General features: G+C 66.7%; 21 protein-coding genes. 16 read left to right on the top strand and 5 right to left on the bottom strand.

Features of this window, described 5'->3' with window-relative positions; genetic code table 11:
* Nucleotides 1-205: 205 nt before the first annotated feature.
* The 3 genes from AC3ISA_RS13195 to AC3ISA_RS13185 all read left to right on the top strand — a co-directional run bounded on the left by AC3ISA_RS13195 (nt 206) and on the right by AC3ISA_RS13185 (nt 2630).
* Complete coding sequence (locus AC3ISA_RS13195) at nt 206-766, top strand: RcnB family protein (RefSeq protein ID WP_489178218.1); 561 nt, start codon at nt 206-208, stop codon at nt 764-766.
* A 347-nt stretch (nt 767-1113) separates the two neighbouring features.
* A complete protein-coding gene (locus tag AC3ISA_RS13190; RefSeq protein ID WP_489178217.1) occupies nt 1114-1989 on the top strand; it encodes an RcnB family protein in 876 nt (291 codons plus the stop codon).
* 335 nt (nt 1990-2324) lie between these two features.
* Nucleotides 2325-2630 carry a hypothetical protein gene (locus AC3ISA_RS13185; protein ID WP_489178216.1) on the top strand — a complete coding sequence of 102 codons (306 nt, stop codon included), beginning with the start codon at nt 2325-2327 and terminating at the stop codon, nt 2628-2630.
* Between the two features lie 132 nt (nt 2631-2762).
* Here AC3ISA_RS13185 and gatB read toward each other — a convergent pair whose 3' ends face one another.
* The gene (gatB, locus tag AC3ISA_RS13180) at nt 2763-4265 is read right to left on the bottom strand and encodes an Asp-tRNA(Asn)/Glu-tRNA(Gln) amidotransferase subunit GatB (RefSeq protein ID WP_372691761.1); all 1503 of its coding nucleotides are present in this window, start codon (nt 4263-4265) and stop codon (nt 2763-2765) included.
* A 96-nt stretch (nt 4266-4361) separates the two neighbouring features.
* Here gatB and AC3ISA_RS13175 point away from each other — a divergent pair, with 96 nt between their 5' ends.
* The gene (locus AC3ISA_RS13175) at nt 4362-4694 is read left to right on the top strand and encodes a hypothetical protein (protein WP_489178215.1); all 333 of its coding nucleotides are present in this window, start codon (nt 4362-4364) and stop codon (nt 4692-4694) included.
* A 58-nt stretch (nt 4695-4752) separates the two neighbouring features.
* Here AC3ISA_RS13175 and gatA read toward each other — a convergent pair whose 3' ends face one another.
* Nucleotides 4753-6231 carry an Asp-tRNA(Asn)/Glu-tRNA(Gln) amidotransferase subunit GatA gene (gatA, locus tag AC3ISA_RS13170; RefSeq protein ID WP_489178214.1) on the bottom strand — a complete coding sequence of 493 codons (1479 nt, stop codon included), beginning with the start codon at nt 6229-6231 and terminating at the stop codon, nt 4753-4755.
* Between the two features lie 2 nt (nt 6232-6233).
* The gene (gene gatC / locus AC3ISA_RS13165) at nt 6234-6521 is read right to left on the bottom strand and encodes an Asp-tRNA(Asn)/Glu-tRNA(Gln) amidotransferase subunit GatC (protein ID WP_489178213.1); all 288 of its coding nucleotides are present in this window, start codon (nt 6519-6521) and stop codon (nt 6234-6236) included.
* Nucleotides 6522-6657: 136 nt separating this feature from the next.
* Between gatC and AC3ISA_RS13160 the strand changes: the two genes are divergently transcribed.
* The 6 genes from AC3ISA_RS13160 (at nt 6658) to AC3ISA_RS13135 (ending at nt 11975) form a co-directional block, all read left to right on the top strand.
* Entirely contained in the window at nt 6658-7233 is a 576-nt protein-coding gene (locus tag AC3ISA_RS13160; RefSeq protein WP_489178212.1) for a hypothetical protein, read from the top strand.
* A gap of 60 nt (nt 7234-7293) precedes the next feature.
* The gene (ruvX, locus tag AC3ISA_RS13155) at nt 7294-7773 is read left to right on the top strand and encodes a Holliday junction resolvase RuvX (RefSeq protein ID WP_489178211.1); all 480 of its coding nucleotides are present in this window, start codon (nt 7294-7296) and stop codon (nt 7771-7773) included.
* Nucleotides 7770-8693, top strand: a complete 924-nt coding sequence (locus AC3ISA_RS13150; protein ID WP_489178210.1) for an AEC family transporter — start codon at nt 7770-7772, stop codon at nt 8691-8693. Before ruvX ends, AC3ISA_RS13150 begins: the two co-directional genes overlap by 4 nt.
* 39 nt (nt 8694-8732) lie before the next feature.
* The gene (locus AC3ISA_RS13145; protein WP_489178209.1) at nt 8733-9716 is read left to right on the top strand and encodes an aspartate carbamoyltransferase catalytic subunit; all 984 of its coding nucleotides are present in this window, start codon (nt 8733-8735) and stop codon (nt 9714-9716) included.
* Nucleotides 9713-10984: a dihydroorotase gene (gene pyrC / locus AC3ISA_RS13140; RefSeq protein WP_489178208.1), complete on the top strand. Its 1272-nt coding sequence runs from the start codon at nt 9713-9715 to the stop codon at nt 10982-10984. Before AC3ISA_RS13145 ends, pyrC begins: the two co-directional genes overlap by 4 nt.
* A 67-nt stretch (nt 10985-11051) precedes the next feature.
* Nucleotides 11052-11975, top strand: coding sequence for an alpha/beta hydrolase (locus AC3ISA_RS13135; protein ID WP_489178207.1), 924 nt, complete (start codon nt 11052-11054; stop codon nt 11973-11975).
* Here the strand turns inward: AC3ISA_RS13135 and AC3ISA_RS13130 are convergent, their stop codons facing one another.
* Complete coding sequence (locus AC3ISA_RS13130; RefSeq protein WP_489178206.1) at nt 11976-12908, bottom strand: glycerophosphodiester phosphodiesterase family protein; 933 nt, start codon at nt 12906-12908, stop codon at nt 11976-11978. It lies immediately after the preceding gene.
* A gap of 127 nt (nt 12909-13035) precedes the next feature.
* Between AC3ISA_RS13130 and plsY the strand changes: the two genes are divergently transcribed.
* Together plsY and dprA are read left to right on the top strand one after the other, a co-directional pair.
* Complete coding sequence (gene plsY, locus AC3ISA_RS13125; protein ID WP_489178205.1) at nt 13036-13674, top strand: glycerol-3-phosphate 1-O-acyltransferase PlsY; 639 nt, start codon at nt 13036-13038, stop codon at nt 13672-13674.
* Nucleotides 13671-14744 (top strand): DNA-processing protein DprA, encoded by a 1074-nt coding sequence (gene dprA, locus AC3ISA_RS13120; RefSeq protein WP_489178204.1) that lies wholly within the window; start codon nt 13671-13673, stop codon nt 14742-14744. The genes plsY and dprA overlap by 4 nt, the downstream gene beginning before the upstream one ends.
* Here dprA and AC3ISA_RS13115 read toward each other — a convergent pair.
* Nucleotides 14741-14935 (bottom strand): hypothetical protein, encoded by a 195-nt coding sequence (locus AC3ISA_RS13115; protein ID WP_159844650.1) that lies wholly within the window; start codon nt 14933-14935, stop codon nt 14741-14743. The two genes, dprA and AC3ISA_RS13115, sit on opposite strands and share 4 nt — an antisense overlap.
* A gap of 138 nt (nt 14936-15073) precedes the next feature.
* Between AC3ISA_RS13115 and topA the strand changes: the two genes are divergently transcribed.
* From topA to AC3ISA_RS13095, 4 genes are all read left to right on the top strand, one after another.
* Nucleotides 15074-17707 (top strand): type I DNA topoisomerase, encoded by a 2634-nt coding sequence (gene topA, locus AC3ISA_RS13110; RefSeq protein WP_489178203.1) that lies wholly within the window; start codon nt 15074-15076, stop codon nt 17705-17707.
* A gap of 201 nt (nt 17708-17908) precedes the next feature.
* The gene (gene mutL, locus AC3ISA_RS13105; protein ID WP_489180112.1) at nt 17909-19795 is read left to right on the top strand and encodes a DNA mismatch repair endonuclease MutL; all 1887 of its coding nucleotides are present in this window, start codon (nt 17909-17911) and stop codon (nt 19793-19795) included.
* A gap of 101 nt (nt 19796-19896) precedes the next feature.
* Nucleotides 19897-20847 carry a HipA domain-containing protein gene (locus AC3ISA_RS13100; protein WP_489178202.1) on the top strand — a complete coding sequence of 317 codons (951 nt, stop codon included), beginning with the start codon at nt 19897-19899 and terminating at the stop codon, nt 20845-20847.
* Nucleotides 20844-21590 carry an HIRAN domain-containing protein gene (locus AC3ISA_RS13095; RefSeq protein ID WP_489178201.1) on the top strand — a complete coding sequence of 249 codons (747 nt, stop codon included), beginning with the start codon at nt 20844-20846 and terminating at the stop codon, nt 21588-21590. The genes AC3ISA_RS13100 and AC3ISA_RS13095 overlap by 4 nt, the downstream gene beginning before the upstream one ends.
* The last annotated feature ends 3 nt before the right edge of the window (nt 21591-21593 follow it).

The raw sequence follows: 21593 nt of genomic DNA, 5'->3' as shown, positions 1-21593 counted from the left end.
TGAATACTGCCGAAGCGATTCATGCCTCGGAAATCTCTGCGAAATCTCTCGTTTACGTCTCTCGCCTGCGCGCGATGCGAGACCACGACCGCTCCCGGAACCTGACAGGGTCGTTCAGGACGCGTTCAGGCGACCGAACCGAACCTCGCCGTCATCAACGGGTCGGATCGGCATATCCGTCGTCGACCCAGAATGGAGCATGAAGATGAACCGCCTCACCAAGGTCGCCGTCGTCGCCATCGCCCTGTCGACCACGGCCGCGCCGATGCTCGTTCAGGCGCAGGACCGCGGCCACGCGTATCGTCAGGAGCATCGCCAGAACCGTCGCGACTACCGCCACAACGACCGAAGCAATTGGGGCGGCGACCGTTACGACGGCCGCCAGGACCATCGTCCTGATCGCCGCGAAGACCGTCATGGATACCGGAACGATCGCCGAGATTGGCGTAACGACCACTCGGATCGCAACAATCGCGATTGGTGGCGCGGGCGCTCCGACTTCAGCGGCTACGACGGTCCGCGGGCGGGCTTCTGGTACGCGCCCAGCTACGGCTACCATCAGGTAGAGCCGCGCTACAGCAACTATCGCTGGCGCACGGGCGGCTATCTGCCTGACCAGTATCGCAACTATTATGTGCGCGATCCCTATGTTTACGGCCTTCGCGAAGCCCCGCACGGCTATCGCTACGTCCACGCCGGTAACGACATCCTGATGATCGCCGTCGCCAGCGGCCTGATCGCCAGTGTCCTGTCGGGCGTCTACTAGGCCCCGCCACAGATCGACCTTTCGGACCCCGCAGGCCCTGTCTGCGGGGTTCTCTTTTTTCGGCCAGTCCCTTGATTGCGAACAATGTTCAGCCTGGGTTCATCGCCACAGGTCGATCATCCCCTCAAGCCGCCGGAAAACCGGCGTGCAGGAACCAAAGACCATGAAACGCCTCTTGATGGCTTTCACCGCCATCGCCGCCGTCTCCGGCCCGCTCGCAGCGCCGGTCCAAGCCCTGGCCCAGGACCAGGCTCAGCAGGACCAACCGCGTCGCGAAGGCCGCGCCCGCGGCGTGAACCGCCCGGAACGCTCCCAGATGGGCCGCGAGGACGCACCGCGCGAACCGCGTGCCGAACGCCCCAGCCGACCTGCAAACAACACGCCGCGCCCCGAACGGCCGTCCGGCGGCGAGCGCCCCGACCGACCCAGCAACGGCGGCCAACGCCCCAACCGTCCCGAAGGCGGCTGGAACCGGCCCGACCGTCCGAACACCGGCGGCCAACGTCCTGACCGGCCCGACGGTGGCGCAAACCGGCCTGACCGTCCTAACGCTGGCGGCCAACGCCCCGACCGACCCGAAGGCGGCTGGAACCGACCCGACCGTCCGAACACCGGGGGCCAACGTCCCGAACGACCCGAGGGCGGCTGGAACCGGCCTGACCGTCCCAACACCGGCGGCCAACGCCCGGAGCGGCCTGACGGCGGATGGAATCGTCCTGACCGCCCCAGCACCGGCGGCCAACGCCCGGATCGGCCTGGCAATGGCTGGAACCGCCCAGACCGTCCAAACGCCGGCGGTCAACGCCCCGACCGTCCCGGTCTCGGGCTGGAACAACGGCCGCGACCGCGACCGCCAGCACCGCGAGTTCCGCCAGCGTTTCAACGGCGACCAGTGGCGGCGTGACTTCTATCGCAACCACCGCTCCGACTGGTGGAGGAACGACAATCGTTTCAGAGGCTACAACGGTATCCGCGCCGGCTTCTATTTCGCGCCAGGCTGGGGCTACTACAGCGTCCCACGCTCGTATTGGAACCGCACATGGTCGGTCGGCCAGTATCTGCCGGACACCTTCTGGCGGTATCAGTTGAACGACTGGCGCACCTACGGCCTGGGCTATCCGCCCGAGGGCACGCGCTGGGTTTCCGTCGACAACACCATCTATCTGATCGACGAATACGACGGCTATATTGTCGATGTCATCCGTGACGCTTGGCGCTGGTGACCGCCTGACGATTTCGAAGCTTCAGCCCGACGGCCCCCGGCCGTCGGGCTTTTTCGTCTTTTGGCGCATCGCCGAACGCCCAACCATGGCCCTGCCGTGACCTTCGAATGGGGCCTCGCGACCTCTCCGCGACTGCATCGGCATGTATCCGCGCCCCGGCGAAAACGCGTTTCGCCAGGTGATCGACAGACGACCCAAGCATCCAGCCCCCAGAACTACTCCACGAATAGGGGACGAAAAACGGCCTCGTTAGGCTCCGACCTTGCTCGTCGTCGCCATCCCCGACGACGCCCGAACGCCTTCAAGACGCCATTTCTCGTAAAGGAAATTTCCCCATGAAGATCGCCTTGACCGCCCTGACCTCCTCGCTGTTGCTGGCCGGCGCCGCGACGGCCCAACAAGCCCCGACCGCGCCTCCCCCGCCGCCGCCGGTCGATCAGCAGACGCCGCACCATCCGACGCCCCCGCCGTCCTGGGATCCGAACGCGCCCACACCTCCTGCGCCGCCGGCTCCCCCGCCGGGCGAAGAACCTGCCCCGCCGCCGGCGCCCCCCGAGCCTACGGAGCCCACCGATCCGGATGCGCCGGTCCCGCCGGCTCCCCCCGAACCGCCGACCCCGCCCACGCCGCCTTCGGCCTAAGCCCAGAACTGAAAAGGCCCCGCGGAGCGATCCGCGGGGCCTTTTTAGTTGAACGCGTCGCTCAAGCAGCGAGCGACCGCGTCGCGAGCGTTAGCGACCAGCTGGGGGTTTGGGGGCCGCAGCCCCCAAGCATCAAAGGCCCAGCTTGGCCTTCAGGATGTCGTTGACCGCTGCCGGATTGGCCTTGCCGCCCGTGGCCTTCATCACCTGACCGACGAACCAGCCGATGGCCTGGGGCTTGTCCGCCACGGCCGCCGCCTTGTCAGGGTTGGCGGCGATGATCTCATCCACGGCCTTCTCGATGGCGCCGGTGTCGGTGACCTGTTTCAGGCCATGCTTCTCGACCACCTCGGCCGGCGAGCCCTCGCCGTTCCAGACGTGATCGAAGACCTCCTTGGCGATCTTGGACGAGATGACGTTCGTCTCGATCAGTTCGACCAGCTGCGCCACATGCGCCGCCGGCAGCGTGTTCTCGCTGAAGTCCTTGTTGTCTGCCGCCAGGCGCGCCGAGACCTCGTTGGTGACCCAGTTGGACACCAGCTTGGCATCACGGCCCTTGGCCGCCTCTTCGAAATAGTCCGCCTTGGCCTGTTCCGAGATCAACACGATGGCGTCGTATTGCGACAGCCCATAGTCGGCCATCAGACGCTTGCGCTTGTCGTCCGGCAGTTCCGGCAGCGACGCCTTGATCTCGGCGATCCAGGCCTCTTCCAGGTCCAGCGGCAACAGGTCGGGATCGGGGAAGTAGCGATAGTCTTGCGCCTCTTCCTTGGACCGCATCGAGCGCGTCTCGCCGGCCGTCGCATCATACAGCCGCGTCTCCTGGGTGATCGAACCGCCGTCCTCCAGGATCTCGATCTGGCGGCGCGCCTCATACTGGATCGCTTGAGAAATGAAACGGAAGCTATTGACGTTCTTGATCTCGCAGCGCGTCCCCAGATAGCCGAATTCGCCCGTCGCCTTGAACTTTTCATAGTTCCCGACACGGCACACCGACACGTTCACGTCGGCCCGCAGATTGCCCTTCTCCATGTCCCCGTCGCAGGTGCCCAGATAGATCAGGATGGTCCTGATCTTCTTCACATAGGCGACTGCCTCGTCCGGCGTGCGCAGGTCGGGGCGCGAGACGATCTCCATCAGCGCCGTGCCGGCCCGGTTCAGATCGACATAGCTTTCGGTCGGCGACAGGTCGTGGATCAGCTTGCCCGCATCCTGCTCCAGGTGCAGCCGCTCGATGCCGACGTTGAAGAAGCTGCCGTCCTCGGCCTCCACCTCGACCACGCCCTCGCCCACGATGGGATAATAGAGCTGGCTGATCTGATAGCCGGTCGGCAGGTCGGGATAGAAGTAGTTCTTTCGGTCGAACTGGCTGCGCCTGTTGATCTGGGCGCGCAAGCCCAGGCCGGTCTTCACCGCCTGTTCGACACAGTGTTTGTTCAGCGTGGGCAGCATGCCGGGGAAGCCCGCATCCACCAGCGACACCTGCTCGTTCGGCCCTGCGCCGAAGCCGACGGCGGCCCCGGAGAACAGCTTGGCCTTCGACGCCACCTGGGCGTGGATTTCCAGCCCCATGACGATTTCCCAATCGCCGGTGCGGCCCTTGATGGTTTTCGAGTTCGTAGCGGTGTCGGTCATCCGTCCGTCCTAGCGCCCTCGTCGGCGGCGAGAAAGGGGGCTGTCTTGATGATGTCGCGAAAGGCGATCAACTTGCGCCTCCCAACGGAGATTTCGATGACCAAGACCCTGTTCGCCGCCGCCGCCGCGGCCTCCCTGCTGCTGGCCGGCGCCGCCTCGGCCCAGACCGCGCCAGTCCCGACACTCGCCCCGGAACACGAGAATCACGCCGCCCATCCCACCATCGACAGCTCCATCGAGGCCCTGATCGCCGATCCCGCGACCAAGGCGGTCCTGGACAAGCACCTGCCCGGCCTCGACAAACACCCCGCCTATGGCCAGTTCAAAGGCATGACCCTGCGCCAGGTCGCCCCCTACTCCCAGGGCAATATCACCGACGCCAAGATCGCCGCCATCGACACCGATCTGAAGGCGCTCTCGGCCGAATAATTAAAGAGGGGCCGGCGATCCGCCGGCCCCTTCGCTTCTCCGACAAGGAGAAGTTATCTCACCACCACTTGCTCGGCTTAGCCGTGAAGCCCGCCGCCTGTTCAAGCACAGCGCCGACCTGGAACACGGTCGCCTCGTCCAGCGCCTTGCCGATGACCTGGAGGCCTAGCGGCAGACCGCCGGAATCGACACCGGCGGGGACCGAAATCCCCGGCAGGCCGGCCAGATTGGTCGTCACCGTGAAGACGTCGTTCAGATACATGGTCAGCGGGTCGATCTGCTTGTCGCCGATCGCGAACGCAGCCGACGGCGTCGACGGCGTCAGGATGGCGTCCACCTGGCCCCAGACGTTGTCGAAGTCCTCGGCGATGCGGCGACGCACCTTCAGCGCCTTGACGTAGTAGGCGTCGTAGAAGCCGGCCGACAGCACATAGGCGCCGATGGTCAGGCGGCGCTGAACCTCCTTGCCAAACCCTTCCGCGCGCGAGGTCGCATACAGGTCGTCCAGCGACTTGAACTCCTCCGCCCGGTGCCCGAACCGCATCCCGTCATAGCGGGCCAGGTTCGACGAGGCCTCGGCCGGCGCCACGATATAATAGGTCGGCAGGGCGTATTTGGTGTGCGGCAGGCTGATCTCGACGATCTCGCAGCCGGCGTCCTTCAGCCAGGCCACGCCCTGATCCCAAAGGGCCTGGATCTCGGCCGGCATCCCGTCCACGACATATTCGCGCGGCACGCCGATGCGCAGGCCCTTGACCGACTTGCCGACCGACTGGGTCCAGTCGGGCGTCGGGATGTCCAGGCTGGTCGAGTCCTTGGCGTCGAACGAGCACATGGATTGCAGCAGCAGGGCCGCGTCCTCGACCGTCTTGGTGATCGGCCCGGCCTGGTCCAGCGAACTGGCGAAGGCCACCATGCCGAACCGGCTGGCGCGGCCATAGGTGGGCTTGATCCCGACCGTGCCGGTAAAGGCGGCAGGCTGGCGGATCGAACCGCCGGTGTCCGACGCAGTCGCGGCCAGGCACAGGTCCGCCGCCACGGCCGAGGCCGAACCGCCCGAAGACCCGCCCGGCGTCAGCTCGGCGTTGGAGTTGGCCGACTTCCACGGGTTCACGACCGGACCAAAGGCCGAGGTTTCGTTGGACGAGCCCATGGCGAACTCGTCCATGTTCAGCTTGCCCAGCATCACCGCCCCGTCGCGCCACAGATTGGCGGTCACGGTCGATTCATACGGCGGCACGAACCCACGCAGCATGTTGGAGCCGGCCGTGGTCTGCACCCCTTCGGTGCAGAACAGATCCTTGATCCCCAGCGGCGCGCCTTCCAGCACCCCACCCTCGCCGGCGGCGATGCGGGCGTCGGACGCGCGCGCCATGTCCATGGCCTTGTCCGCCGTCACCTCGACATAGGCGTTGAGCGTCGGGTTGGCGGCCTCGATGTTGGTCAGGAAGGCCTGGGTGATTTCGGCCGAGGAGAACTCCTTAGCCTTCAGGCCGTCGACAGCGCCCTTCAGGGTCAGTTTGGTCAGGTCGCTCATGACTATTCGACCACCTTGGGCACGACGAAGAAGCCGTCCGCCGACTTGGGCGCATTGGACAGGACGGCGTCGATCTTGTCGCCGTCGGTCACCACGTCCTCGCGCAGGCGCAGGGGCTGGGCGACGTTCGAGGTCATCGGCTCCACGCCTTCGACATCCACCTGGTCCAACTGCTCGATCCAGGCCAGGATGCAGTTCAGCTCCTGCGCCAGCGGCTCCAGCCGGTCCTCGGGGGTCTTGATGCGGGCGAGATGCGCAACCTTGCGCACCGTCGCAGCGTCGATGGCCATGCGGCCCTCCAACACACAGAATGAAACGAAGCGGTCGGATTAGCGGCGTCCGGGCGGATTAACAAGGACACGGCGCGTCCAACTGATGCCGCATTTGCAAGCATGGAGTTAGTTCGCACAATCCGGGGGTGCTTCGATGCTTTTCGCCGTCTTATTCGCCGCCGTTCTGCAATCTACGCCAGCTCCCGATGTCTGCGCCTACGACCGCGAGGCCATGCTGGCGCTTTCGGTCGAGGCCTTCGATCAAGATCTTCAGGGTGGCTGGCGACCGCTTGGCAACAGACGCGAATGCCGCGAGGCGGCGGCCGAACTGCTGTCCGCCTATCGCAAGGCCCGCTGGAGGGATTTCACCAGCGATCAGCTTCACACCAACTATTGGCACGAAGGCCAGATCAGGGCCGCCCTGGGCCAGAATGATCAGGCTGTTCGACTGCTGCTGGCGGGCGTCAGCCCCAGCTCTATCGGAGGCAAGGAACACTACGCCATCGGCACGGTCGCGTTTCTTCTAAGAGACCGTCCAATGCTGCAAGCCTCTCGTGACCGGCTCGCGCTCATCCCGCCTCCTCCGGGATTCGAGGAGGATTCGGCGAACTTCAAGGCCAGGTATGGCCGTGAGCTGACCTGGCCGCTCAACCTCGATGTGCTCGACGGCTTCCTGGCCTGTTTCGAAAAGCCTTATGAAGAGGCTTACAGCCGCGACTGTCGCCCCTGATCAAGGTTACGGTGCACCATCGCCTTTGACTTAAGGCCGCGCCAGTCCTAACCGCAGGCCGTGCCCGTTCTCGACCTCCTCGACCTGCCCGCCGCCTGCCCGCCCGACACGCCGTGGATGGGCCTGGATCTGGGCGAGAAGACCATCGGCGTCGCCGTGTCGGACGTCACGCGCCTGATCGCCTCGCCGCTGGAGCTGATCAGAAAGTCCAAGTTCACGCTGGAGGCCGAACAGTTGTTCAAGCTGATGGCCCATCGCAAGGTTTCGGCCCTGATCATCGGCCTGCCGGCCAATATGGACGGCACCGAAGGCCCGCGCGCCCAGTCGTGCCGGGCCTTCGCCCGCAATCTGGAACGGCTGCGTCCGATCAACATCGCCTTCTGGGACGAGCGGCTGTCCACCAGCGCCGTCGAGCGGTTCCTGATCGAGGACCTGGACCTTAACCGCAAGCGCCGCGCTCAGGTCGTGGACCGCACCGCCGCCGCCTGGATTCTGCAAGGGGCGCTGGATCGGGTGCGGGATCAGGCGACCTGGATTTGACGGCCCTGATCGCCGGCGTCCTGCCGGTCTTTCTGATGATCGCCCTGGGTTATGGGCTGCGAAAATCCGGCTTCCTGCCCGACGAGGCCTGGCGGCCGATCGAGAAGCTGTCGATCAACATCTTCTACCCCAGCTTCCTGATCCCCGCGATCTGGCACGCGGACCTGGCCGGCGGCGGGGCGACGGTCGCGGGCGCGGCGGCGGTGGGGGCGACCCTGATCGTGGCGGCGGCGACCCTGGCGGCCAAACCCCTGATCACCCTGGACGGACCGGCCTACACCAGCGTCTTCCAGGGCGTGATCCGCTGGAACAGCTTCGTCTTCGTGCCGGTGATCCAGTCGGTCTATGGCTCGGAAGGCACGGCCATGGCGGCGGTCGCCATCGCCTTCATCATTCCGGTGACCAACATCGCCTGCGTCGCCGTGCTGGCCAAATGGGGGTCATTGCGGCGCGAGCCTTCGGTGCTGGGTCTGATCAAGTCGATGCTGGCCAATCCGATCCTGCTGGCGTGCCTGATCGGCCTGGCGCTGAACCTGTTGCGCGTGCCGTTGATCCCCGGCCTGTCCGACGCCCTGAACCTGCTGGGCGCCGCCGCCCTGCCGCTGGGCCTGATCGTCGCCGGGGCAGGTCTGTCCTTTGCCGAGGTCCGGCGCAGCCGCACCACCATCGCCGCCGTCACCCTGGTCAAGCTGGGCGTCATGCCGCCCCTGATGTGGTTCATCGCCTGGGCCCTAGGCGGCGACAGCCTGGCCCAGGGCATCGCCCTGATCTGCGGGGCCGCGCCAGGCTCGGCCGCCTCCTATATCCTGGCGCGTCAGATGGGCGGCGACGCGCCCCTGATCGCCGGCGTCATCGCCCTGACCACCGTAGGCAGCGCCGTGGTCATCCCCATTCTTCTGGCGCTGTTCCACTTCGTCTGACTCGCGTTCAGACCGAGTCACGCCTATAGCCGCGTCTCGATGACCCAGCCCTCAGACGTCACCGACCAGACCATCCGCGATCGGCTGGTCCCGTTCCCGAAACCCCACTTCCTCGCCGCGTCGGACCTCAATCCGTTCGTCACCCCGCAGTTGCTGGATCTCGGCGACGCCTTCGTCGACTTCAATCGCCAGTCGTCCAAGGCTCTGGACCTGCTGCACGGGCGCACGGTGGTGAACCTGTTTTTCGAGAACTCGACCCGCACCTCCTCCTCGTTCGAGATCGCCGCCAAGCGGCTGGGCGCCGACGTGGTGACCATGCCGGTCGGCTCCTCCTCGGTGAAGAAGGGCGAGACCCTGATCGACACGGCGGTCACCCTGAACGCCATGAAACCCGACATCCTGGTCATCCGCCACTCGGCCTCGGGCGCGGCCGAACTGCTCAGCCAGAAGGTCGGCTGCGCCGTCGTCAACGCCGGGGACGGCCGCCACGAACACCCGACCCAGGCCCTGCTGGACCTCTTGTCCATGCGCCGCGCCTTTGGCGATGTGACCAGCCTGACCGTCGCCATCTGCGGCGACATCACTCACAGCCGCGTGGCCCGCTCCAACGTCGCCCTGCTTCAGATGATGGGCGCGCGGGTGCGTCTGATCGGGCCGCCGACCTTGGTGCCCGGCGACGCCGACCGCTGGGGTTGCGAGGTCTTCCACGACATGCGCGAGGGGTTGCAAGGCTGCGACGTGGTCATGATGCTGCGCCTTCAGCTTGAGCGGATGGCCGGCGCCCTGGTGCCCTCGACCCGCGAGTATTTCCGCTTCTGGGGTCTGGACCGCGAGAAGCTGGCCTGGGCCAAGCCGGGCGCCCGGGTCATGCATCCCGGCCCGATGAACCGCGGCGTCGAGATCGATTCCGATGTCGCCGACGACCTGGACGTCTCCCTGATCCAGGATCAGGTCGAGATGGGCGTCGCCGCCCGCATGGCCGTCCTCGCCTCCCTCTCCGCCCGTTGGGGGGACGCCCGATGACCACCGTCGCCATCATCAACGCCCGCCTGCTGGACCCCGCCACCGACTATGACGGTCCCGGCGGCCTTCTGATCGAGGACGGTCGCATCGTCCGCGTCGTCCATGGCGCAGCGCCCATCGACGCCGACCAGATCATCGACGCCGACGGCCTGTGCCTCGCCCCTGGCCTGATCGACATCCGGGTCAAGACCGGCGAACCGGGCGCAGAGCCCAAGGAGACGCTGAAGTCCGCCAGCCTGGCCGCCGCCGCCGGGGGCGTGACCACCATCGTCGTCCAGCCCGACACCGATCCCGCCGTCGACGACCCGGCGATGATCGACTTCATCCAGCGGCGCGGCGCGGCCCTGAACCTGGTCAATGTGCGCGCCGCCGGCGCCGCGACCAAGGCCCTGGACGGCCAGCGCATGGCCGAGATCGGCCTGATGGACGAGGCCGGCGCCCTGTATTTCACCGACGGCGACAAGGTCATCGTCAACAGCCGCACCCTTCAACGGGTGATGAGCTACGCCGCCGCCTTCAACGCCCTGATCGCCTGCCGTCCGGCCGATCCCTGGCTGACCGAAGGCGCCGTGGCCGCCTCGGGCGAACTGGCCACCCGCCTGGGCCTGTCAGGCAGCCCGGCCATCGCCGAGCGCATCGGGCTGGAACGTGACCTGGCCCTGGTCGAACAGACCGGCGCCCGCTTCCTGGTCGATCAGATCTCGACCGAGGGCGCGCTGGACACCCTGGCCCGCGCCCGCGCCAAGGGGCTGGAGGTCGCCGTCAGCGTCTCGATCAACCACCTGTGCTTCAACGAGGTGGACATCGGCGACTATCGCACCTTCTACCGGCTGGACCCGCCGCTGCGCTCCGAAGCGGATCGTCAGGCCCTGATCGAGGGGGTGCGCGAGGGCTTGATCGACGTCATCACCTCCGCCCACGCCCCGGCCCCGGCCGAGGACAAGCGCCGCCCCTTCGCCGAGGCCGCGCCCGGCGCCATCGGGCTGGAGACCCTGCTGCCCGCCGCCCTGACCCTGCACCACGAGGCCGGTCTGGACCTGCTGGACGTGCTGCGCCCGCTGACGCAAGGCCCCGCCGCCCTGCTAGGCCTCGACGCCGGGGTGCTGGCCGAGGGCGCCCCCGCCGACCTGGTCCTGTTCGACCTCGGCGCCCCCATCATCGTCGACGCCGACGCCCTGCACTCCAAATCCAAGAACTCCCCGTTCGACGGCCGCAGGCTCCAGGGCAAGGTGATCGGAACCTGGGTGGGCGGTCGCAAGGTTCACTGACCCTCCGGCTTTCCGCCACATTCCGCCCTAGGCTCACTCAAAGTGAAGCTTATCGGGGGAATCGGTCATGAAGATCTGGAAACGCACGGCTGGCCTGGGGCTGGTTCTGCTGGCCGGCGCCGTCGTGGGCTGTTCGGAACGGGCCGACGCGCAGTCCTCGCCTGCGCCTGACGCGGCCGAAGGCGCGCCCTATGTGCTGACGGGAACCCAGGTCTGGACCGTGCCGGACCCCGCCTCCGGCCGCGATTATCAGGTCTTCGTCAGCCTGCCCGCCAGTTACGAGACCAGCCCCCAGCGCCGCTATCCAGTCCTCTATGTCACCGACGCGGACTACGCCTTCCCGATCATCCGTCAGATCGCCCGGCGCGTGAACCTGGACGGCCCCGTGATAGAGGAGTTCATCCTCGTCGGCCTGTCCTATTCGCGCGGCGACAGCGGCACGATCAGTCGAAACCGCGACTACACGCCGACCCCGAACGGCCCCCGCAGTTCCAGCTCTATGCTCCAAGGCGGCGGCCCCGCCTATCAGACCTATCTGAAGACCCAGGCCCTGCCTTTCGTCGAAAGCCGCTTCCGCGCCGATCCCGAGCGCCGCGTCCTGCTGGGCCATTCCTACGGCGGCCTGCTGGGCGCACAGATCCTTTTCACCGACCCCGGCCTGTTCCACGCCTATGTCCTGGGCAGCCCGTCCTTCTGGTATGACAAGCGCCACATCATGGGGATGGAGGCCGACTACGCCCGCACCCATCGCGACCTGCCCGCCGACGTCTTCATGTACATCGGCGGCTGGGAGGTGCCCGGCCCCGACCGTCGCAACACCTCCGGCGCGGACATGGTCGCCGATGTCCGCACGATGGAGCGCACCTTGAAATCGCGCGCCTATCCGGGCCTGACGGTCCGATCCACAGTCCTGACCGACGAAGACCACCTGACCGTCGCCCCCATCGGCTTCACCCGCGCCCTGATGGCGGTGCTGCCGGCAAAACGCTGATCAGCGCGGCCGCTCGCACGTCGCAGCCTTGGCCACCTCGGCGCCTAGCACCGACTTGACCGCCAGCGGCGTATCGGTGGCGATCACCGTCACGCCCTGGCGCACCAGGTCGCGGTATTCCGACACGTCGCCGTCGCCGGCGTAGCGGTCGTCGCGGCGTACGCCTTCCCGGCCCAGCGTGCCGAACTGAACCTCCACGCCGGCGTCGCGTAGGGCGCGCCACAGGGCTGGCCGTTCCTCGCGTGTCCCGGTCCAGGCCAGGATCTGTGGCGCGTACAACCCCTGCAGGTCCTCCACGCGGCTCAACCCGGCCGAAATCATCATCTCGGGCGCCATGGCCGCCACCGCCCGCGCATCGGCCTCGTTATAGGTGATCAGGATCACGCGATTTCCCGCCCGCGACCGGCGCACCTGATCGATCACCGCCCGCGCCAGATCCACGGTCGTCTCGCCGTCGGCGGGCTTCAGGTCGATGCTGGCGATGGCCCCCACGCGCCCGGCGGCGTCCAGCGCCTCGCCCAGGGTCGGGGGAGCGGCGCGGGTCAGGGCGCCGTTCGAGGCCTTCAGCCGCGCCCGTTTCACCTGGGCCAGGGTCAGGTCCGCCACCCGGCCGCGCCCGGTGGTCGTCCGCTCCATCGTCTCGTCGTGCATCAGCACCAGATGCTGATCCTTGGTCAGGACGGCATCCAGCTCCAGGATCGCATTGGGAATCGCCCGTCCGGTCGCCTCGATGGCGGCGATGGAGTTCTCGGGCTGATCCAGCGCCGAGACCGCACGGTGCGCCGAGACCGCCACGCCGCCGTCGCGCACGCAGTCGAAATAGGCGGCCAGCGCGGGCCCGCCGACAGGCGTCGGGCTAGCAGGCGGCGCGCCGACGCAACCTGCCGTGGACAACAGCAAAACCACGGCGACGGCGGCGGGGATTCGGGTCATGACAGTCTCCGGCAAGGCGGGCGGACCAGACGCCGCGCCGATCATCGGGTCAAGAGGTCGGATCGCGCTTGCTCCGCGCCGCGCGCCGACGCATTTTGCCGCAACGACACGCGGGGAGCGAATCAACGTGCAGGATCTGGCAGGCCCCGCGATCGGGACCTTGGCGCTCGTGGCGCTGGGCGGTTATCTGCTCGGCTCGATTCCGTTCGGCGTGGTGATCACGCGCGCGGCCGGCGCCGGCGACGTGCGCAATATCGGCTCGGGCAATATCGGTGCGACAAACGTCCTGCGCACCGGCCGCAAGGATCTGGCCCTGGCCACCCTGCTGCTGGACGCCGGCAAGGGCGCGGTCGCCCTGCTGATCGCGCGCCACCTGTTCGGCAGTGAACTGGCCGGCGCCATCGCGGGCGGCGCGGCCTTCCTGGGCCACCTCTTCCCCGTCTGGCTGGGTTTCAAGGGCGGCAAGGGCGTCGCCACCTTCTATGGCCTGCTGCTCGCCGCCGCCTGGCCGCTGGGCCTGATGGCGGGCGCGGTCTGGCTGATCTGCGCCTTCCTGTTCCGCTATTCGTCGCTGGCGGCCCTGATCTCGGCGGCGACCACACCGCTGCTGGCCCTGCTGCCGCTCGCCGTCGTCGGCCTGCCGGTGGGCCTGCCCATCCTCGCCCTGACCGTCTTCGCCGCCGTCCTGATCTGGGTGCGTCACCACCAGAACATCGCCCGGCTGCTGAAGGGCGAGGAACCGCGCATCGGGGCCAAGAAGGCGTGAGCCTGAGCCCGGCCGAACGCTTCGCCCGGCTGCGGCTCGCCCGCACCGACCGCATCGGTCCGGTGACTTTCGCCCAACTCATCGACCGCTATGGGTCCGCCGCCAGCGCCCTGGACGCCCTGCCCGATCTAGTGCGCAAGTCCGGCGCCGCTTCCACGCCCCCGCCGGTCGAGGCGGTTGAGCGTGAACTGGCCGCCGGCGACGCCATCGGCGCCCGCCTGCTGGTGCTGGGCGACGCCGACTATCCCGAGCTGCTGGCTGCGCTAGATCCGCCCCCGCCCATCCTGTGGACCCGCGGCCGCGCCGACCTGCTGAACCAGCCCTCGGTCGCCATCGTCGGCGCCCGCATCGCCTCGGCGGGCGGTCAGCGCATCGCGCGCGGTCTGGCGCAACAGTTGGGTCAGGCCGGCCATATCGTCGTCTCGGGCATGGCGCGCGGCATCGACGCCGCCGCCCACGAAGGAAGCATCCAGACCGGGACCGTCGCCGTCCTGGGCGGCGGGGTGAACGACATCTATCCGCCCGAACACGCCGACCTCTACGCCCGCCTGACGGACCAGGGCTGCATCGTCTCCGAAAGCCCCGTCGGCGCCCGCGCCCAGGCTAGAGACTTCCCCCGCCGCAACCGCATCATCTCGGGCCTGTCGCGCGGCGTCGTGGTGGTCGAGGCCGAGATCAGGTCCGGCTCCCTGATCACCGCCCGCCTCGCCGCCGAACAGGGCCGCGACGTCTTCGCCGTGCCCGGATCGCCGCTGGATCCCCGCGCCCGCGGCCCCAACGAGTTGCTGCGTCAGGGCGCCATCCTGTGCGAGGGGATCGAGGACATCGACCGCGCCTTCAACACCCTGCGCACCCTGCGCGAGCCGGCGGCGGATCAAATGAGATTCGACGACGACATCGACGACGCCTTCCTCGACCGGGTCGCCGCCCTGCTGTCGCCAACGCCGACGCCCCGCGACGAGATCGCCCGCGCGTTGGCCGCGCCCGTCTCCCAGGTCGCCGCCGCCCTGCTGGAACTCAGCCTGACCGGCCGCGCCGACCTGCTGCCCGGCGGGCTGGCGTCCACCTAGGCCGGCGGATGACCCGCAACGCCCGCAACCTGCTCCAGCATCCCCGCCAGCCGCACGTCGCCCTCGTCGCGCGCCAGCCGGGCCATTTCCAGCGCCATGGCGCCGATATATTCCCGCGTGGGAAAGGCCGCCGCCTCGATGTCCGATCGGAACTCCGTCGCGGATGTGTTTTCGCTTCGCGCCGTCGCCATGATCGTCTCCGTTGCCAGAACCACAATCTAACCGCGCTTCATTAAAACACAACTACCTTAGGCTGTAAGACGACAGGTGCGATTGACTCACGGCCCCGCTCCAACCACGTTCGCGCCCCTTCCCGAGACCGGACAGATATGAACCTCGTCATCGTCGAGAGCCCCGCAAAGGCCAAGACCATCAATAAGTATCTCGGCCCGGACTACGAAGTCCTGGCCTCCTACGGCCACGTCCGCGACCTGCCGTCCAAGGACGGCTCGGTCCTGCCCGACGACGACTTTTCCATGCACTGGGAGGCCGACGCCAAGGGCGCCAAACGCCTGTCCGAAATCGCCGAGGCCGCCAAGCGCGCCGACCGCGTCATCCTCGCGACCGACCCCGACCGCGAAGGGGAAGCGATCAGCTGGCACGTGCTGGAAGTGCTGAGCAAGAAGAAGGTGCTCAAGGACACGCACGTCGAACGCGTCACCTTCAACGCCATCACCAAGTCCGCCGTCCTCGACGCCATGGCCGCGCCGCGCCAGATCGACATGGAGCTGGTGAACGCCTATCTGGCCCGCCGCGCCTTGGACTATCTGGTGGGCTTCACCCTCTCGCCCGTCCTGTGGCGCAAGCTGCCGGGCGCCCGTTCGGCCGGCCGCGTCCAGTCGGTCGCGCTGCGCATCGTCGTCGATCGCGAGATGGAGATCGAGAAGTTCAAGGCCCAGGAATACTGGTCCATCGAGGCCGACCTGAACGCCGACAGCCCGCCCTTCACCGCCCGCCTGGTCAAGCATGAGGGCAAGCGCGTCCAGCGTCTGGATATCAAGGATGAGGCGACCGCGACCGCCGCCCGCGCGGCTATCGACGCCGGCGACTTCACCATCAACTCGGTCGAGAAGAAGCCGATCCGCCGCAATCCGGCGCCGCCCTTCACCACCTCGACCCTGCAGCAGGAAGCCTCGCGCAAGCTGGGCTTTTCCGCCCAGCGCACCATGCAGGCGGCGCAGAAACTGTATGAGGGCGTCGACGAAACCGGCGGCCTGATCACCTATATGCGGACCGATGGCGTCCAGACCACGCCCGAGGGCATCGCCCAGGCGCGCGAGGTCATCAGCCAGCAGTTCGGCCCGGCCTTCGTTCCGCAGGAACCCCGCTATTACAAGACCAAGGCCAAGAATGCTCAGGAAGCGCACGAAGCGATCCGGCCGACCAACATCGCCCGCCATCCCGATACCGTGCGCCTCGAATCCGACCTGCAGCGGCTCTATGAGCTGATCTGGAAACGGATGGTCGCCTCCCAGATGGAGGCCGCCCGCCTGGACCGCACCACGGTCGAGATCGAGACGCCCGACGGCCTCACCGGCCTGCGCGCCACCGGCCAGGTGGTCACCTTCGACGGCTTCATGGCCGTCTATGAGGAAGGTCGCGACGAAAAGCAGAAGGGCGCCGAAGAGGACGAGAGCGACGACACCAGCCGCCTGCCCGCGCTGAAGGAAGGCGCCAAGGCCAAGGTCGACGCCATCCGCACCGACCAGCATTTCACCGAACCGCCCCCGCGCTATTCCGAAGCCACCCTGGTCAAGAAGCTGGAAGAGCTGGGCATCGGCCGCCCCTCGACCTACGCCTCGACCCTGTCGACCCTGCGCGACCGCGAATACGTCCGCGTCGACAAGAACCGCTTCTATCCCGAGGACAAGGGGCGGCTGGTCACGGCCTTCCTGGAGCAGTTCTTCGCCAAATGGGTCGAATACGATTTCACCGCCGCGCTGGAGACCCGCCTGGATGAAGTGTCCGCCGGTCAACTGGACTGGAAGCTGCTGCTGCGTGAGTTCTGGCAGGACTTCCAAGCCGCGACGCAGGCCGCCGGCGAACTGCGCACCACGGCCATCCTGGACGCCCTGAACGAAAGCCTGGGCGCCCACATCTTCCCGGCCAAGGAAGACGGCTCCGACCCTCGCGAATGCCCCCTGTGCCATATCGGCCAGCTCAGCCTGAAGACCAGCCGCTTCGGCGCCTTCATCGGCTGCGAACGCTATCCCGAGTGCAAATACACCCGCCCCGTCGCCAGCCCCTCGGCTGAGGACGGTTCGGCCGAGAGCGGCGACCGCGAACTGGGCATCGACCCGGAAACGGGTCAGCCGGTTCAGCTGAAGATCGGTCGTTTCGGTCCCTATGTCGAAATCACGCCACCCGAAGGCGACAAGCCCAAACGCTCGTCCCTGCCCAAGGGGTGGTCGCCGGCCTCCCTGTCGCTGGACCAGGCCCTGCGCCTTCTGGCCCTGCCGCGCGAGGTCGGGGTCCACCCCGAGGACGGCAAGATGATCACGGCGGGCCTGGGCCGTTACGGGCCCTTCGTCCTGCACGCCGGCACCTATGCCAATGTCTCGGACATCGACGAGGTGTTCGAGGTCGGTCTGAACCGCGCCGTCGCCCTGCTGGCCGAAAAGCGCGCCGGTCGTCCCGGTCGCGGCGCCGCCACGGCCCCGCTCAAAGACCTGGGCGCCCACCCGGAAACGGGCGAGCCGATCCACGTCATGGCCGGCCGCTTCGGTCCCTACGTCAAGTCCGGCAAGATCAACGCCACCCTGCCCAAGGGCGTGGCGCCCGAAGACTTGACCCTGGAAGACGCCCTCCCCCTGCTCGCCGCCAAGGCCGGCGCCGCGCCCAAGAAGAAGGCCCCGGCCGCCAAGAAGGCCGCCGCCCCGAAAAAGGCCGCAGTCAAGAAACCGGCTGCGAAGAAGGCTCCGGCGAAGAAGGCGCCCGCTAAAAAGACCAAGACCGAAGACTGACGCCCAACGTCTCCTCCCCACAACGTGGGGAGGGGGACCGCGAAGCGGTGGAGGGGCTCTTTCCGCCCCACAGACGTCAGTGATGCGGCGCAGAACCCCTCCGTCACGGCGCGAAGGCGCGCCGCGCCACCTCCCCGCTTCGCAGGGAGGAGACGAAGCCTCATGGCGCGAATCCTCCCCGCCGCCTATCTTCCTGCCCTCATGCCCATCCGTCGCCTCTCCCCCGAAACCGTCAACCGCATCGCCGCCGGCGAGGTGGTCGAGCGCCCGGCCAGCGCCATCAAGGAACTGGTCGAGAACGCCCTGGACGCCGGGGGCCGCAATATCGAGATCCAGGCCGACGGCGGCGGCCTGTCGCGCATCCTGATCGCCGACGACGGCAAGGGCATCCCCAGGGCCGAACTGCCCCTGGCCATCGAACGCCACGCCACGTCGAAGCTGGAGCCCGACGACGCCGGCGATGTGGACCTGCTGCGCATCCACACCCTGGGCTTCCGGGGCGAGGCCCTGCCCTCCATCGGCTCGGTCGCCCGCCTGTCGATCACCACCCGCTCACAGGAGGAGACCGAGGCCTGGGCCATCACGGTCGAGGGCGGCGAGACCCGTCCCCTGGCCCCCGCCCCCTTCCCCGGCCCGCACGGCGCGCGGGTCGAGGTACGCGATCTCTTCTACGCCACCCCCGCCCGGCTCAAGTTCATGAAGTCCGAGCGGTCCGAGGCCATGGCCATCTCGGAGGAGATCAAGCGCCAGGCCATGGCGCACGAGGCCGTCGCCTTCACCCTGTCCCTGGACGGCAAGGTCACCCTGCGCCTGCCCGCCGAACACCCCGGCGACGAGGGCCGGCTGAAACGTCTGTCCGCCCTTCTGGGCCGCGACTTCGAGGCCAACGCCCTGCTCATCGATCAGGAGCGCGACGGCGTGCGCCTGTCGGGCTACGCCGGTCTGCCCACCTATTCGCGCGGCAATGCGGCGCATCAGTATCTGTTCGTCAACGGCCGCCCGGTGAAGGACAGGCTGCTGCAAGGGGCCCTGCGCGGCGCCTACGCCGACTTCCTGGCGCGTGACCGGCACCCGGCCGCCGTCCTCTTCCTGGACATCGATCCGCTCTATGTCGACGTCAACGTCCACCCCGCCAAGGCCGAGGTCCGGTTCCGCGATCCGGCCCTGGTGCGCGGCCTGATCGTCGGCGCCCTGAGGCACGCCCTGCACGCGGCGGGCCACCGCGCCTCAACCACCGTCGCCGCCGAAACCCTGTCCAGCTTCCAGCCCCACACCGGCCTAGGCTCAGGCCCCGCCTACAGCCCCAGCGCCCCCTCGGCCCAGGGCTTCAGCGGCTGGACCGGCTGGTCCCAGCCCGCCGCCGCCGCCCAGATCATCCCCGGCCTCAACGAACGCAGCGCCCGCGTCGAACCCAGCTGGGACAGCCCCGGCTGGCCCCAGCAGCCGGCCGCAGCCCCCGCCACTCACGACTCACCCTTCACCCCTCATGCCCCCGCCGACCCTCTCGACTACCCCCTGGGCGCCGCGCGGGGTCAACTCCACGCCAACTATATCGTCGCCCAGACCCGCGACGGCCTGGTCATCGTCGATCAGCACGCCGCTCACGAGCGCCTGGTCTATGAGCGGATGAAGGCCCAGATGGCCGAGGGGTCCGTGACCCGCCAGGCCCTGCTGACGCCCGAGGTGGTCGATCTGGACCCCGCCGAGGCCGAACGCGTCGCCGGGCGGGCCGAGGAGCTGGCCGAGATGGGCCTGATCGTCGAGGCCTTCGGCGCCGGCGCCGTCCTGGTGCGCGAAACCCCGGCCATGCTGGGCGATACGGACGTCCAGGGCCTGATCCGCGACATCGCCGACGACCTGGCTGAACACGGCCAGGCCCTGTCGCTCAAGGAACGCCTCGCCGCCATCTGCGGCACGATGGCCTGCCACGGCAGCGTCCGCTCCGGCCGCGTCCTCTCGGCCCCCGAAATGAACGCCCTCCTCCGCCAGATGGAAGCCACCCCCCACTCCGGCCAATGCAACCACGGCCGCCCGACCTATGTGGAGCTGAAGCTGCACGATCTGGAGAAGCTGTTCGGGCGGCGGTGAGAAAACGTTGGGAAGCGCGCCAATTTCTAAGCCACGCCTTGGCTCTCGCCGCTCTCACAAACATGGATGTGTCTGAGCCAAACCTACTGCAGAATGATTAAATGCCAACCGAGCCGCGAATCGAGCAGCATCCTCAGAACGTAGTCGATCTACGAACTTGGGAGCTGGAGGACAATCCGTTCGGCCTGCAGGGCAATCAGCCGAAACGCATTTTCGTTTGTCCTAATCCACCGCCTCATAACTTTCTCATTGGTGGCCACCGATACTTGTTCAAGGAACCAGCAGGGTGGCGCTCCAAACAGATATGGAGCGAGGTAATTGCTTATGAGCTTTCACGAGATTTGTTAGTTTCTGTACCTCCGGCTTTCCTTGCTTTGGGTCCAGACAACGGTTCGCCCGGTGTGCTCATCGAGTTCATGTACGACCATCCTGGCGATGAGCCGAGCCGTTACGTCGATGCGATCGAACTTCTGCAAGGGGCTCGTATCAAAACCAACGAAAAGCGAGGCAGCCTCCTTGACAATATTAGCTTATCTCGCTCGTTGGCATGCCCCAAAGCGAAAGAGTGGTGGGCACGGACAATCGCGTTCGATGCCATTATCGGCAATACTGACCGACATTCGCGAAATTGGGGGACGTTGATCGCGCTTCGTCCGGACGCCCCTCAATACCGGCTAGCACCAACCTTCGATAATGGCACAAGCCTTGGCTACGGAATTGCTGAAGCTGATTTGCAGTTTAGAGCGCAGCCCAACGAGATCGCGAAGTTGGTTGCAGGCGGGCACCACCATTATGGCTGGTTGGCCGGTGATGCACTCTCAGCACAACATGCGGCTCTTTGTGCTGAGATGAAACGGCGCATCCGGGGCGGCGTCGGAGATGCGATGGACGCAGCGCGCGATTTGTCAGATCATCGAATCGAGGCAATCGCTCAGTGGTGCACGATGTTCCGGTTTCCAGAGAGTTTCTCTGACGCACGGGCTGAGTTTGTGGTTGCGCAACTGAAAGCGAGGCGAGCCGCTTTACAAGCGGCTTTAGGGGATGCGCCGTGAAAGTTTGGTTCCAAAGTCCAGCTAAGCCGGCCCAGCTTGTCCTCGCTTGGCAAGCACCTGACGGGGTGGAAGATCGCCGTCGGTGGCAAGTTGGCATGTTAGACCACCAGCCAGCTTGTCCCCAGTTTCGATACTTCGAAGGTAGCGAATTTGAGGCTTTGAATGCGGGTCGGTCTATTGAAGATATGCGCCGCCAGGGTTTTGTTTCATTTCCGGCTTTCGACTATACGCCAGGCAAGATCTTCACTGAAAATGTCATGTCGACGTTTGGAAGAAGACTACCTCCAGCAACGAGGTCGGATTTTTCGAAATACCTTGAATATTTTTCCATCCCTGCCGACCAAGCTCCAACCGGTTTAGCGCTGTTTGCGCTAACTGAAGCTCGACTTCCGGGTGATGGATTCTCGTTAGTCGATCCGCTCGATCCTGACCTAGTTTCTGGTGAGGTGTCTTTTGAAATCGCTGGCTTTCGCCATGAGGCCGGAACCAGCATACCCGAAGTTGGACAATCGCTGCGCTTAGTTCCTGAGCCAACCAACGTGCATGATAAGGACGCGGTGCAAGTCTTTCTCGGCGATCATCGAATTGGTTACGTAAACCGCATTCAGGCTCCCGTAGTAGGGCAGTGGTTAAACACGCGCGAAGTTGAGTGTGTTGTGCTGCGATTTAATGGGCGTCCTGGTGCCCCGCGGGCTTACGCTTTGCTGCGATTGTCACCGCGTTTGAACACGCTCGCAGCTTAACAG

This window comes from Brevundimonas sp. KH_058 (assembly GCF_057838505.1).
Note: the sequence above shows the minus strand (reverse complement) of the source record. Positions and strands in the feature narration are given on the sequence as shown.